Below are 15,055 nucleotides of genomic sequence, written 5' to 3' on the forward strand. Positions count from 1 at the left end.
TGACGCTAAGGAATAGAGAAATAGACTGCGCAGATAAAATCCAATGATATTAAAATTAAAAATAGTTTTTCAAAATAGCATATAATTAAAATAACATCTCGCAGTCATACATACATTATTTAATTATGCTATTTTAATTTTTGGTCGTTTATTATGAACGAAAAAATTACAACCACAATCATCACATTCAAGCTTAGTCCATCCCCGATATATTATTGTTTTCTCGTATAAATTTCTTTTAACCCGATGAAAGACAGTTCGCTTACCACATTTAGGACATGCCTTGGTGTGAAATGTCATTTTAGTACTCTAGCCTCGTTAACTTTTAATTAAAAAAGAAATCACTAAGGGTTAATGTCAGTGTCAAGTCTGAAGATAAACTAATAGCTTACTGTTGACGATAGCTTCGTTATTAAATTCTTTAATAGAACGCTCTATACACAAAAAATAAGTACTACAGGTTATGATATTAACTCCACCAACAAACCATAAAATTAGTGCTAATATTTATTATTATTCACTTAAAACTCTAACAGATTTCACTATATTAGTTATGATGCATATGTCACATTTTTAATAAAACATGTCTAATTTACTGTATACATATTGTGGTATAAGACAAATTTACGCCCACATATCCCTATAAAAACTACTGTTAAAATGGACTTTGGCGATTTTTTACAGTTAATTCTCAAATTGTTAACATTACTATCAGTGGTGCTATTGATGCACGATAGCAATGGCCATCAAAATGGCGGTCTTTTATCATCTTCAAAGTAAAAATCACTTCTCATCAAACAAACATTTTGCAGGTCAAAGGGCACCAAGCTCGTCTACCTATATGACCGTCATATTGCCTTTGTCATTCACCCTTTAACATTCTCGATATACCAGTCGGCGGAGGGTAAGTCACTCTGGCTCCAATGACAGGTTGAATATTAGTTATAACTGGAACTGCCCCCCATTAATTAGCACTCACTTATTAAAAATAATCTACCAACGGGACAGTTTTCGCTAGCACTGGCTTCGGACGCCACAGAAGTACCGCGAAAATAAGGATGAGCAGTGAATAAAATTATACAAATAGCAGCCATAGCTGCAGTGACTTTAATGGCGACAGGTTGTCGCTCGTGGTTCATTAACGAAAAGACCTCGATAACATCAGATAAATCTGAATTGGTCAGAGATACAGCCACAATTGCTGGATTTACCGGAAGTCCTGCCGACGGTAGAACCTTTCCTGATATATCAGAACCTTTACCACAGCTGGGAATGAAACTCTTTTTTTCTAAGTCCCTGAGCGGTAACAAAGATACCGCCTGTGCAAGCTGCCACCATCCCACTCTCGGTGGAGGTGATAACATGCCGCTTCCTGTCGGTGTCGACGCAACAGTCTCTGATCTGATAGGTCCGGGCAGGACACACAGTCCTAACGGACATGAATTTGATGGGGGTCCTACGGTTCCAAGGAATGCACCGACAAGCTTTAACATTGCACTTTGGGATGATTTTATTTTCCATGATGGTCGAATTGAAAGTATGTCAAAAACACCGGGACAAAATGGGGCATCAATGTCATCCGGTATAAAGACCCCTGACAACCCAAGTGGCGCTTTCAATATTATGGTGGGAGGTAATCTCGCTGTTGCACAAGCTCGTTTCCCGGTCACCTCGAAGGAGGAAATGAAAGGCTTTAGTGTTCAGCCTAACGGAAGTACTCAAGATATAAGGGACCTGATTGTCAATCGACTGACAGCAGCTCCCGGCTTCGAGGATGAACTGCCTCAAAATTACTGGCTTGAAGAGTTTCAAACCGCTTTTTCTCACCCCTCAGGAACGGCTGATCAACTCATTACTGATCCGAATATTTTTCACGCAATCGGTGAATACCAGCGGAGTATGGTTTTTGTTGACTCTCCTTGGTTACGATTTATGAAGGGAGATAACTCGGCAATTGACCAACGAGCCAAAGAAGGCGCATTGCTTTTTTTTCGGTCCTCGATGAATGGTGGGGCCGGATGCAGTGGTTGTCATTCGGGTAATACGCTTACCGATGAGAAATTTCATGTTCTCTCTACGCCTCAAATTGGACGAGGTAAAGAACCAAACAGAATGGATCAAGGTCGTTGGTATGTGACAAAAGAGGAATCTGATCGATTTGCTTTTAGAACACCAAGCTTGCTGAATGTTGAAAAAACAGGTCCATATTTTCATGCTGGCACTGCTCCAACACTTAGGGATGCAGTGATTCAACACATTGATCCGCAATCCTTTCTGGATAACTACAGCATCAACCATCTCCCAGTGGGTACGCAAATAGAAAAATTGAGGGAAAATACTGAACCCGCCTTGCAAGCCCTCACGACTTTGAGGTCTCAGGGAAAATCAAAACTGCCACAACTTAATCTGTCAGATGCAGATATAAATAATCTAGTCGCCTTTTTAGAGTCACTTACCGACCCTTGTGTTAATGACAGACAATGCCTTTCGAAGTGGATCCCTACGGGACGCGACCCAGATGGCTTGAGGTTGTTTGCTAAAGACGTCGATGGTAATCCACTGTGATGATGAACAATACAAAATCCAGTCTATTAAAATCAAAAAACTGAGAGTGCGAATTCATTGGCTACCTCGCTTAAATAAAAAAACCGGGCTTTGCCCGGTTTTTTCAGTAACGGCATATCAATTAATTAGATTGATATTTATTGTCATTCAACTCAATTTTCACCGCTTTAACACGGCTGTCATTTCTAAGGTTTTCATTGACTGACAGGAGATCCGCATTTTCAGGAGCACGGAATACAGAGTTACCTTTGCGGCTGTATACCAACTCTAGACCATATTCTGTCGCCACTTCATTGGCATTATCACTGTCTGACAATGTTGCGTATATAAGGCCAGTCACTTTCAACGGTTTAGCAAACATGCTTTCAACCAGTTTGTCACCTTTAAACAGACCTTTAAGCTCCTCGCCGGAAGTGAGCGTTTGTGGAATCACTTTTTGGTAGTCATTCCCATTCACCTCAAGACTCTTCACGTTGAGCTCCAAAGAGGGATTACTCAATTCTTGAAGACCTTTTTCTTGAGCATTGGCAGCGCCAGACATCAAGGCGACCATAGCAACAGCAGTAATAGTGTGTTTTTTCATTACAATAACTCCTTAATGACCAAAGATACGCAGTGACCAATCTTTGATCACACCAGGCTGCTGGTTGTTATCCATCGGAACTTGATAGATGGCGTCGCGGTTGAAGTAAGCGATGAAGCTGAAGACCTCGTCACCGTTAGTGTCAATCGCACGCAGTGTCCAGTCACCTTTTGCTGACTCACCGTAAAATTGATTGCTCAACATCAGCTGATTTTCAAAACCAGTGATAGTTGGATCAAGTGCTTGACCAACCAAGCCACTGCGTGGTGTTTGCAGTACAGAGCGAGTGCCAGACGGTGAAATCAGTTCTATTGCAAGGTCCGGAATACGCGCGTGATCTAGTGTAATTTTTACCTGAACTGACTCGACAGTAAGGTCGTCGGTCAAGGTAATAGATGACTCACCGCCCGCCAAACTTGCGTCAGGTACAGATACTTCAGTGTCGTTATTTACCCAATCGCTGATTTGCTGCGGTGGCAACACGTTGTTGGTCATGCGGGCGCGTTTCATTGCTTCATCAAGGTTAACAAGACCAAAACCATAGAAGTCGTGGAAGCTCACACCCGCCGCATTTTTCTTCCATGGAGAGATAGCTTCATAGCTCACAACGTCGCCTTCGCTATCAGTAAATTCAAGATTAACACCAGAATGATCAGCGTCAGTAGCAGAGGCTGTCTCTGCAATTAAAGCACGCACATCACGAGCTGACAGAGCATGATTTGTCGACATCACAGCAGCAATAACACCTGCAGTGTTTGGTGCTGCCGACGAGGTGCCGTTCATCGCACTGGTGTAGTTACACTCTGGATCATATTCTGTACCGCCATGCAGGCCGTTTCTGCCTAAGCCTGAAGTAGTATTGAAACCCTCATCGCATCCCATCAGGTCAGTCGTCACCATCGCAGGATAGTCACTACCGTACTCGCCAGCCGGAGCAGTAACCCATACATTCGCGCCAACAGATGAGTAGCTTGCCAGCGTACCATCGGCTTTCATCGCACTTGTCACCAGGTTGTAGTAGTTGGCATTGTCATATGACTGGTTAGCATTATGCATTGGCAAACCGTTGTTGTTGCCACCAGCAAAAAAGTCGCCAGGAAGGACAAAGAAGCCTCCGGTACTAAAGTAACGGTAACCGTTACCCGCCGACTTAACAAAGATAGAACCACCGTTATTGTAGTAATTTCCTGAACTGACATCTGCCATGGTATCAAGTTCAAGCTTAAACTCAGGGTCGTTTTCGTCGAAAGGGATAGGGTCAATTGGGCTGAAGCCATAGCTTTGGTTAAATACTCTCACATCGCGCGTTGATGGATCAGCACCATGTGAAATCAACCAACCTTCAATTGTTTGGCTAGATAACCAGTTAAAACCAAGCAGTGACGCACGAGGTGCAACACCACGTACGCCCTCACTGTTTTGTCCCACAGCCGCAATGAGTCCACCAACTGCAGTACCGTGACCATTAGTATCAATGGGATAATCATCCGGATACTCAGAGTCTTCAATCAGGTTTCGGCTTCCTGGTACAACATTGTCTTTCAGATCAATATGATCCGTTTGAAGACCAGTATCGATAACGGCAACTTTAACGCCCACACCGCCAATTCCCATGGCTTGTGTCAGGTCGGTATTCATATCATGACCCGCGATCGCCGGGTTTTGAGCAAAGGCATTCTGACCCGTATTTTTGAGATGCCATTGTTCAGGGTAAAGTGGATCGTTAGCTTGCACCGCTGCTGACAATCCCATTGTCATCAGCGCTGCTGAAATTACTGTGAGTCGTGTTTGCATTCTTGACCTCGTGTCATTGTAAGAATATTCAGGCTATGGGATAGCTAGGTCCTAGCCATCAGCAAGCTGAATTAGAAAAGCATGCTTAAACACGAGTTGTTAGTGTGTCGTTTGGGGAATGTTAACTCACTCGATATAAAATAGTCTTTATATATCAATAACCTTTATTTTTGCGTGTCAGTGCAAGGTATGAAAAAAGCGGTAATTGACACATCACATAACTGAAACATTAGTCGAGTAGAGCGAAGTTTTATTCTAAAAAATTGGCTAACCACTCCAGAATTAGAGAAATATTCTATCGAGTGATTAGCCAGACGAATGGGCAGTTATGATGCAGACAAAGGTACTGCCATCACGACATCAACATTGAAAGATATAAACTTAACCCCTTATTATCACGGCGATTGATACGTGAAGATGGCGAGTCATATTGCAAAGACATTGACAAAAAAATCAGATGAAGACCGCTATCTTTGCTTCATTTTTTGGAGCTCCTTGTTGTGCTGCCTGTTTTGCCGTTTCATCGCCTTAAATTTAGCCCTCTTTCGAGCGATGGTTTCAGACGCTCTTTCCTGTTCTCTCAGTAATTTGAGGTAGTTTTTCTATCGTCTTATATCAAGATTGCCGCTTTCCAGATGTGCGATCACCTGACAGCCCGGCTCCGTTTTATGCTGACAATCTGAATAACGACAATTGGCAACTAAACGTTCAATATCCGCAAACGCCTCATAAATACCCTCTCGGCAGTCAGACAACTGAATTTCCCTCATGCCGGGCACATCAATCAATAATCCCCCCTGCGGCATGAGGTGAACTGAGCGGGATGAAGTAGTATGACGTCCCTTGCTATCGTCCTCCCTTATCCCCCCCGTATCCTGAATAACTTGCCCGCAAAGCGTATTAATAAGTGTCGATTTGCCAACACCTGATGAGCCGAGCATAACCACGGTCTGCCCAGACTCGCACCAAGGATGTAGCGCGTTGACGCTCTCTGGGCATAGACCGTTAATCACCTGAACTGACAATAAAGGGTCAAGAGACTGAACGGATTCCAGATACACCTCAATATCCAAACATAAGTCTGCTTTCGAAAGAACAATAACAGGATTTACCTGAGCTTGGTGACAAAGAGACAAATACCTCTCAATCCGGTTGAGATTAAAATCATTGTTTAATGAGCAAACAATAAATGCAGTATCAACATTGGCTGCAATCAATTTCTCTGTTCCATTATTCGCAACTGCCTTTCGTGCAAAGAGAGACTGTCTTTGCAGCAGTTGATAATTTTGATGACTATCGACAACCACCCAGTCTCCGACAGTCATTGGTTCCATTGATGTTTTAACAGGAAGCTTCAGTGGTCCGCTTTCAGACACCAGCAAATATTCACTTCTGTGCTGTGCAATAACCCTTGCCGGTTCTAATGGGGCAGCCAGCTCAAGTGATAACTGCTGCTGAAACGTATTCCTCCAACCCAATGTTTGCAGAGAAATAGAACCAAACTGATTGAATGTTGTTTTCATGTGTGAAATATCCCATATACATTTTTGTCATTAAGAAAATGCGTGGGTCATTCAAGATGTTGACCCCGGAAGTTCCGGGCGATGAGGAAGGAGGAACGCAGTGCGTCTACACAAGACAGTATTGAGGTAGGTGTAAACTAAACTATACCAGCCCAATCAAACTCACAGCCCGATTGATTTTCTTTGATACAAACATAATTTCCCCCAGAAAGCCGTTGGCTTTTGTTAATCATAAATCAGTTCATCAAGTCAGTTTGACTTGACGGTTCATTAAAGACTTACTCAGTCAGACGTTCGATACAAATCATATGCTGTCTTGAATGGTGTATCTAGCAATTAAGACTATTATTCGGTTTGATTGCGTAGTCTCCGAGCAATGAAACCAAATCATTTTAGCTGATGCATTATTGCTCAGTTGCTGATGCGAGTAAGTGCAAAAAATGGCAAGAAAAGGGCATATTTAATGTGAAGAGAATCATTGATTTTTCTTTGTTACTTAAACAATGCTAAAGGACATAACACCTTAAAAACATAATACCTACGAGACATAGTACTTATGATAAGTCAGGAGAAATAATCAAAGATAAATATTAACTTCATGATGGAGATTAATAATATCATTCCTCATTTAATTGATTCATGAATAATATAGCATTGATAAAGCACCCCAGAATTAGAAAGTAAAAATATATAAAAATAAAGGCTGGCAAATGCCAGCCTTTCGAATCTAAAGAAAATGTTTGTATAAAAAGTTATGCCTGTTGAGCGTTACCACCGTTTTGGTTGTCTTGTTTATTACCTCCTGTAAACAAACCAATCAGCCCGCCAATAAAGTCGGCAACGCCTTTGAAGAACTCGAAAATACCGCCGATCTTCTCTTTACTTTGAGTTATAGCATCACTTACTGTTGTCTTTTCTGGATCGATTCCAAAAAGTTTTAATCCGCCTTCAATAACAAATGGTACAACATTCCCAAAAGTTTCTAAAATACCTCCTAAGAAGTTTCCACCACCCTCACCACCTCCAGTGAAGAGATTGCCAATCCCTCCCAGCAAACCGCCCAAGTCTTTATTTTGGCCAGTTTTCATACCATTACCTGTACCACCATGCATGCCAGCTTCACTGGCTGCGGCCGCAGGATTTCCTGCTGGAGCGTCTTGTATTCTTGCCATTGGAATTCCAGTATTCGCACCTACTGTACTGACTGCTACCATGGTATTTCTCCTTTGAAATTCAAAAAATATATTAATTGATAAAAATTTTTTTCGCCGTGTAAATAAACACGTATCCCCATATCATTAAAAAAACGAGTTTATATGCAACACAAATCATCTCGTGAATATTTAAAAAGTAATTACAAAAAAATTAATCATGTGAGTAACAAAACGTATATATTCCACATAAAGTCATATGTTAATTACCTTTTCACATATTTATAATTATGTAAGGAAAAGAGGAATAATGAGCGGCTAATAAAAGTATTGTTTAACTAGTTTATATATGTAATATGTAGCATATACTTTGCTTAGCGCAGAAATTCCTGAGATGCTGTATAAACAGCGTTCGGATTTCTTATTCATTATTATATTGTTTGTTCTCTACTTCCCTGTTAGTGGCCTCTTGGCTGTTCCCTCCGTATATCTGATAATTCTAATAATAGAGTGAGTTCCAAATAATTTTGAATTTTTTTTCAATTTATTATTTTTATCTGAAATATATCTAATAAAAAATAGAAACATATGTAAAAATTATTATTTTGATACAACAGTATTTTTATATCAACAAGCCTTTTAACACATTAATATTATTGGGATTTATTTATTTCTCTCGATGAAGAGAAAATGGAGGGATACTATTAAAACATTGATATTTATTTACAATATTTGAAACTGATAGAAATTATCGTTTTCTGTTCTTGATGGGAGTGCATCATTGTCTCTTGCACTTTTTTTCAATATGAGACCGATAGTTTTGGGATTGCAGTGACATCTATCATGATAACAAACGTCAACAGAATGAAGCTGACGAAAAAAGAGCTGGTCTTGGACAGGATTCAGCTCTTTTTAGAATGTTAGGCCTTAACTTGCCTGGTCACACAATGATATTCCAGCGGCTTTGAGGATCGTTTTCATCTTCGCACTGGTTTCATCTAGTTCTGATTTTGGTAAGGACTCATCAACGATACCTGCTCCCGCAAAGATTTTCATTCTTTTCTGATCAACTTCAGCGCATCGGATCGTCACTACCCATTCACCATTTCCTCGGGCGTCACACCACCCAACCATTCCCGTGAAATAACCGCGATCAAACTCTTCAATATCTCTTATTGCCTCGTAGGCATTATGTCGCGGGTAACCACAGACAGCCGGAGTTGGATGAAGCTCAGACGCTACCTGAAGAACACTGATGTTCGGATCATCAACCTGCCCTTCAACTAGTGTAGACAGATGAAGCATGGTATTCGTTTCAATAACAGAGGGTACCATCGGTGTGTAGAGGCTACGACAATACCTGTTCATGACTCTTTCGACTTCTTCTACCACCAGCCCATGTTCGTGCAAATCTTTTGCAGTATTGAGTAAAGAGAGGCTTAGTGTCTGATTTTCTTCGTCTAACGACGATTTAGGTCTTGAGCCTGCGAGCGGATTGGATATCAGGCTCGTCCCTTTTTTAGCCACCAATAGTTCAGGGCTGGCCCCCATTAATTTCTTATTATCACCAATATCAGCCGAAAATGTATAACCCTTGCTATTGACTGACAGTAGATTTTTTAAAAATTGAGCTTTATCAATTTCATCCTCAGTGGCCACTTCAATCGCTCTCGAGAGTACCACTTTGGATAACTCCGACGCTGAGAATAGCTCCAATGCAGTCTCAACACCTTGCATATAGGTGTCAGATGATTTTTCGCTAATAAGGGTGGCATGACTACTTTGATGCTCTGTTGTCACCTGGCTTCTTGTACTGCTCGACACATAAAGCGTTTCAGGAATGACGAAGCGAGTCGGCGTAAGAGGATCAAACGGTACAACACCAAACAGCACCGGATTATCCTGATTTTCTGTTTTAGCCTCTTCCAGCATTTTTCTGGCCTCATTAGCTAGACAACTGAAATTAATAGCCTGTTTGAATTCTGCTAATTTGCCCACTCCCATCATGGTGCTCGAAGGAGAAGAAAAGAAGAAACTTGCCTCCGATAAGTGTTGTTCAACAAGTTCCTGATTCATTTTGGAGTAGCCCACCACTGCACGTTTCATTGCTTTCCTCGCAAAAAAGTGATTGATAAGTCAGTCATTTAATTAACGAGCTGACTATACCCACATCACAAAAAGTCGCAATGAAAATAGTTATTATTTAGATTATCATTACAGAAATTAGACTTTAATCACAAAAGAGACAAAGCTCTTTTTGATAGTGTTGCCTGCAATCTACCTCATAGGAAAAGTTTAAAACATGGATCAAGAATTTCGTGGCAAACGGGTGTTAGTAGCAGGATCGGCCAAAGGAATTGGGCTGAGTGTAACGTCTCATCTTCTGCTCTCAGGAGCGACTGTGGTTGCTACAGACGTCAACTCTCAACTCCTAGAGACGAACACCGCGAGCCTCAAAAATCGTTATGCAGATGACCTGATTTGCCAAACACTAGATATCACCCAATTCGACGACGTAGCCCAACAAGTGGAAAGGATCATAGATTTATATGGGGACATTGACCATCTTGTAAGCTGTGCCGGAATACTCCACATTGGTTCGCTTGCTGACATGCCAATGAACCAAATCATCGATACATTCACGGTCAACACCTTTGGTAATTTAGCATTGATGCAGGCCATCACTCCCTCAATGAAAAAGCATGGTTCGGGGAGTATGGTCATTGTCGGCTCTAACGCTGCAAACACGCCACGACCCAATATGGGGGCTTACTCAGCATCGAAGGCAGCCTTGCACAGTATGGTCAAAAATATGGGTATCGAACTGGCTGAGCATGGGATCCGCTGCAATATTATTAGCCCGGGTTCAACACGTACAGATATGCAAAAACAACTTTGGACAGAAAATTACGGCGAAAATGAAGTCATTGCAGGCAATAATGAAGGCTTTCGACTTGGTGTTCCGTTAAGAAAAATTGCAGAGCCCGAAGATATCGCCCGGAGCATTCTTTTTCTTCTCTCTGACGCAGCCAATCATATTACAATGCATGACTTGAGAATTGATGGTGGTGCGACGCTAGATAACTAATAAATGGCGTAAATCGGTTCGCGGTTGCGTTAAGACTGCAACAAGAGGTACTGGCTTATTGCTCGGTACCTCTTATCACCACAAGCATCAAACCAATTCAGGTTCCGCTTTCTCTTTCACACTCGCTTTTGCTTCAGCCAGAATATCCAAGAACGATTTAGTGTCTTGCCAACTCAAGCATTCATCTGTCACCGACTTGCCATAAATGAGTTCGTTGCCTGACATCGCCTGTTTTCCACCAATGAGGAAGCTTTCGCACATGACGCCAGCGATATAGGTATCCCCTGTTTTTATCTGACGAGCGACATCAGCAGAAACAGATAACTGATTTTTTGCAACTTTCCTGCTGTTACCGTGGCTGCAATCGATAATGAGCCGATCATTGAGTTGCTGCTCTCTCAGCTTATTTGCTGCGGCTAAAACATGCTCAATACCATAATTAGGCGCTTTACCTCCACGAAGAATAATGTGGCCGTTCGGATTTCCATTCGTCAGCACAGCGACTGGTGCTTCTCCAGTGCCGGGAATACACAACAAATGTTGCGACTTTGCAGCGTGTATTGCATCAATCGCGATGTCAATATTTCCGTCTGTACCATTTTTAAATCCAATTGGACAAGGTAAACCTGACGCCATTTGGCGATGAATCTGAGACTCAGTAGTCCGGGCTCCAATCGCCCCCCAACATATCAGGTCACTGAAATAGGGATAAAGAGATGTATCCAAGAACTCTGTTGCTGTTGGTACACCAAGTTCAATTACATCACGCAAAAAGCGCCTCGCCTTTATCAGACCGGCTTCAATATCGTGAGTATCATTGAGATGTGGATCTACAATCAAGCCCTTCCAACCTGTACGGGTTCTTGGCTTTTCAAAGTAAGTGCGCATCACGACTAACAATTCATTCTGATAGTCCTTTTTCAGGGACGACAGTTTTTCTGCATACTCAAGACCGGCATCAGTATCATGAATCGAGCAAGGTCCGACAATCACTAACAAACGAGGATCATTCCCCGCCAGTACATCGGCTATTTCTTTTCTCTGCTGAAAAATCCAGCGTAAATGTTGTTCTTGAAGGCTAATTTTCTCACTGAGCGCATCAACACTGGGCAAACGACACAGCGCTTTAGCGTCAATGAAATTGGCTAACTTATGCATGCTTTCCTCTGCTGGAACATCCTTTTCGGGCTAAATATTGGCGTACAGAGTTCACTGAACACCAACAAGAGAATGATAATGATTATCATAATCAGGGGCGCATTATTGAAATTTGCTTTAAACGATGTCAAGGATTATTGCGAAAAGCATCAATAATCCCTTGTTATAATAGGGTTTTCAGAATAAACCAAAAAGATACACTACGTCTTGTCACTGACCAACTTTGTTCGCTTGGGAGATAAAACAGGGAACAGATAGCTTTTCCATCCCCGTTTTCATCCCTGTTGTACAATGAGGCAATAATATACTTCACTGGAAAAACGCTTGGCTGAGGTGATTACATTCCCATGACCACGTTTGGGTTAGCGGTTGTTAGCAAGTACTTCACGCAGCTCATTGAGAGCCTGTACAGAGAAGCCGTCATCGTAAAAATATAAAATCTCACCTGCAGTATTCAGCAATAGAACCCGTGCGTTTCTTGGCATGTCGTTACCCGTAAACGCTTGTACTTTGTCGCCATCCTGATAAACGGTGATCACGCCTTTCCACAAAGGTTTGGGGATTCCAGAACGCATACCATTGTCAATAAACGTACTGAACATGCGTGGAAACATGCCTTGAATGGTTGGAATTTCATAAGTGGCAACCTGAGTTTTTGTCATATCCAAACCAATCAACCAGCGGTCAATATCAAATTGCGTATCCTGCACATAACCTACCAATAGTAAGGTCGCGTCATCGTTGAAATCTTGTGGAATGCTTACAGTATTTTTTTCCAACGTTTGGCCCGTCACGGAAGGAAACACTTTGCCTTTCACTGACTGTGCTGGGTACCGTGTTGTGCAGGCTGTCAGGCCAATAGCAAATAAAAGAATAATCAACGAACGCATAAATCCCTCTCCATATAAGTTATTTGAAACCTACCTTACGGCATTAACCTTACCATGGCTCACCGTCTTATCCTTTTTACCGGTATCTGGAATACGTGTTGTCAGAAACTGTAACTTCGGCTAGAGCGTTGTTTGACTGCCCCCTCCGAAATTAATAAAAAACGAGACAACGTCTACACTTATATCAACTCTCTTATCGGCAGGTGACTATCGTTTGAAAAATAATAAGCGGAACACTCACCAATATACTCAACAGGTCAATCAGCTACTTCCGTATTTTAATACCGATATGTTTGAGGAGCACCTGATAGAGACGACAAGTACATTGCCCTCATCAGCAAAATTATCGATAAAAATGGAGATAAAACGCCTGAGTGAACCCTGCGATAAGGGCATAGATCTCCGTGGAAGAGTGATAGATGAATGCCGTAAATATATCATTGACGGTAAAACTCTCTGGATGAATGATACCTGCCTAAATTACTTCATGTCTCGCGAGCCAATTTACAAAAGCCGATTCACTCAAGGACTAAAAGAGGAAATATTGTCGTTGATAAAACCCAACGAGCTAAGCCACTTAGTAGATGATCCAATAAAAAACAATGAAAAACCTTGGCTCAGGGCTAGTTTTTTTGAATACCAAAATAGTTTTGTTAGAAAAGAAAGCCGTTATAAGTTGGTATCAGCGATTACAGCCGTTAATCAGTCCGGAAAAATACTCCATGCAACTTCACTTGATATTTCAAAGTCAGGTCTGAAAATAAAAGTATCATCTAAATACGATTATCAACTTGATGATATCCTACAAATTTACTTCTTTTCTTCACCAAATATCAATGAACTATCCAAAATTGATAATGCTTACGCCTATCGGGTGGTCAGAATTGGTGAATATAGTCACTCAAAAAATTATATTTCGCTTGGCCTTGCTGCAGTAGATGACTATTCAGTGGTCATCAATTCGATTAATAAAAAAAATAGTGATCCACAAAATAAGTTGATAGAGGAAAGCGGTGGAAAAATGAATAGCCTGAAGATGAATACGCTTCAGTCTTATATTTCAAAGAATAACTCCTCACTTACACTATTCCTAAACAATGATATTATTCAATATGTGTATCTTAATCATAATAACTCTCAAATATGGCATTATTGGTTAGATGATAATAGCACTAGCTACCTTGATCAGATTATTAGCGGAAAAAAGCATGAATTATTAATTAAACATAAAGAAATTAATATTTACTGTTTCAGCTACTATGACGTCGAGAGAAAGTACTATTTTTGTGTGACTGATAAAGAGCTTATCGAGGATGATTTGTTGTTAGCATGGCAGTTGTCCGCACCACATGACACATGGCGAATTTTTAAAGTTAGACTTAAGGAAATTAAAGAAAACACAAAAAAAATACATGTTAAGAACATTAATTCAATCTCTCATATGGTAACAATAGATGACATTACCAACACATCTACTAAAGATGACTACCTCTTCAACCAGTTATCGCACAAAAATACTGAAAATTTAAATAAATATACTATTTTTGAGAGAAAATCACGTCAAATAAAAGTGATAAAATCAAATGAAACCTCTGTAGAGGGTGATGAATTAGTTAATTTCCTGCTAGAGAATAAAAAATCAACCTCTTATTTTTTGAGTAAAGAAAAGGGGAGGATATCTGTCTACACCTTTTTTATTAGTCAGCTAACAGATTTCATCAATCATATATTAATAGATAAGAGAAAGGCAGTTAACCTAACATTAGAAGCCATATATCATGAAGAGTTAATCGCATTGCTTAAACAAACCTGCAGAAAAGAAACCACCCAATATCCACAATATATCGAGCTGTACATAGGCATTTTTCAGGTAACAAGAAAAAAGACAAAAACCCTTGTTAAGCAGCCTTCAGATTTTGCCAGCTATCAAGAAAGAAGAGAATTCATCCACAATGCCAGAACACTGGGCCAATTCATCGCTCTGAGAAATCAGATTATGCCTGTCAGAGATATCCTAGATAGCCTTCAAGGGCCCGAGGTCACCGCGCTGCTTGTATCAGCCAGTAATAAAATTAGGGACTTTGAGCAGGAACTGAGTAACTTGGTTGGTCTGGGTGAGATTTCAGATATAACGGATGAAGTATTACTCAGGTATAAGTAAGGTGCTCATGGCTTCGCAACGAATCCGCCCAGAAGCCTCAAGTGCCTGTCAGTTACATACTTATCTATATTCCAAACAAAAAAATAGGCCCACAATGCATGTAAACAGTTGTGGGCCGCTTAATTTATAAATCTATCTTTAT

At 40.9% G+C, this 15,055-nt stretch carries 9 protein-coding genes and 1 pseudogene; 3 read left to right on the forward strand and 7 right to left on the reverse strand.

All coding sequences use genetic code 11. From position 1 onward, the window contains the following. The first annotated feature begins 1,065 nt into the window (after positions 1-1,065). Positions 1,066-2,565, forward strand: a complete 1,500-nt coding sequence (locus A8L45_RS09980) for a cytochrome-c peroxidase (RefSeq protein ID WP_083228288.1) — start codon at positions 1,066-1,068, stop codon at positions 2,563-2,565. A gap of 121 nt (positions 2,566-2,686) precedes the next feature. Here A8L45_RS09980 and A8L45_RS09985 read toward each other — a convergent pair whose 3' ends face one another. The 5 genes and pseudogenes from A8L45_RS09985 to A8L45_RS10005 all read right to left on the reverse strand — a co-directional run bounded on the left by A8L45_RS09985 (position 2,687) and on the right by A8L45_RS10005 (position 9,722). Next, a complete protein-coding gene (locus tag A8L45_RS09985) occupies positions 2,687-3,148 on the reverse strand; it encodes a hypothetical protein (protein WP_068901793.1) in 462 nt (153 codons plus the stop codon). Positions 3,149-3,160: 12 nt separating this feature from the next. Continuing rightward, on the reverse strand, positions 3,161-4,942 hold the full coding sequence (locus A8L45_RS09990) for a S8 family peptidase (protein ID WP_068901795.1): 1,782 nt from the start codon (positions 4,940-4,942) through the stop codon (positions 3,161-3,163). Between the two features lie 467 nt (positions 4,943-5,409). Next, positions 5,410-6,465, reverse strand: a pseudogene (gene rsgA, locus A8L45_RS09995) (ribosome small subunit-dependent GTPase A). Between the two features lie 752 nt (positions 6,466-7,217). Next, positions 7,218-7,679: a hypothetical protein gene (locus A8L45_RS10000; RefSeq protein WP_068901798.1), complete on the reverse strand. Its 462-nt coding sequence runs from the start codon at positions 7,677-7,679 to the stop codon at positions 7,218-7,220. Positions 7,680-8,543: 864 nt separating this feature from the next. Continuing rightward, entirely contained in the window at positions 8,544-9,722 is a 1,179-nt protein-coding gene (locus A8L45_RS10005) for an isochorismate synthase (protein ID WP_068901801.1), read from the reverse strand. Between the two features lie 196 nt (positions 9,723-9,918). Here A8L45_RS10005 and A8L45_RS10010 point away from each other — a divergent pair, with 196 nt between their 5' ends. Beyond that, positions 9,919-10,704: a 2,3-dihydro-2,3-dihydroxybenzoate dehydrogenase gene (locus A8L45_RS10010; RefSeq protein ID WP_068901803.1), complete on the forward strand. Its 786-nt coding sequence runs from the start codon at positions 9,919-9,921 to the stop codon at positions 10,702-10,704. An 87-nt stretch (positions 10,705-10,791) separates the two neighbouring features. Here the strand turns inward: A8L45_RS10010 and A8L45_RS10015 are convergent, their stop codons facing one another. After that, positions 10,792-11,862 carry a 3-deoxy-7-phosphoheptulonate synthase gene (locus A8L45_RS10015; RefSeq protein WP_068901805.1) on the reverse strand — a complete coding sequence of 357 codons (1,071 nt, stop codon included), beginning with the start codon at positions 11,860-11,862 and terminating at the stop codon, positions 10,792-10,794. 362 nt (positions 11,863-12,224) lie between these two features. Then, positions 12,225-12,752: a hypothetical protein gene (locus A8L45_RS10020; protein ID WP_068901807.1), complete on the reverse strand. Its 528-nt coding sequence runs from the start codon at positions 12,750-12,752 to the stop codon at positions 12,225-12,227. Between the two features lie 214 nt (positions 12,753-12,966). On the opposite strand from A8L45_RS10020, the gene A8L45_RS10025 reads away from it, so the two are divergent. Continuing rightward, positions 12,967-14,913 (forward strand): PilZ domain-containing protein, encoded by a 1,947-nt coding sequence (locus A8L45_RS10025; protein WP_068901809.1) that lies wholly within the window; start codon positions 12,967-12,969, stop codon positions 14,911-14,913. Positions 14,914-15,055 lie beyond the last annotated feature (142 nt).

The organism is Veronia pacifica (genome assembly GCF_001707825.1).
Taxonomy (GTDB): domain Bacteria; phylum Pseudomonadota; class Gammaproteobacteria; order Enterobacterales; family Vibrionaceae; genus Veronia; species Veronia pacifica.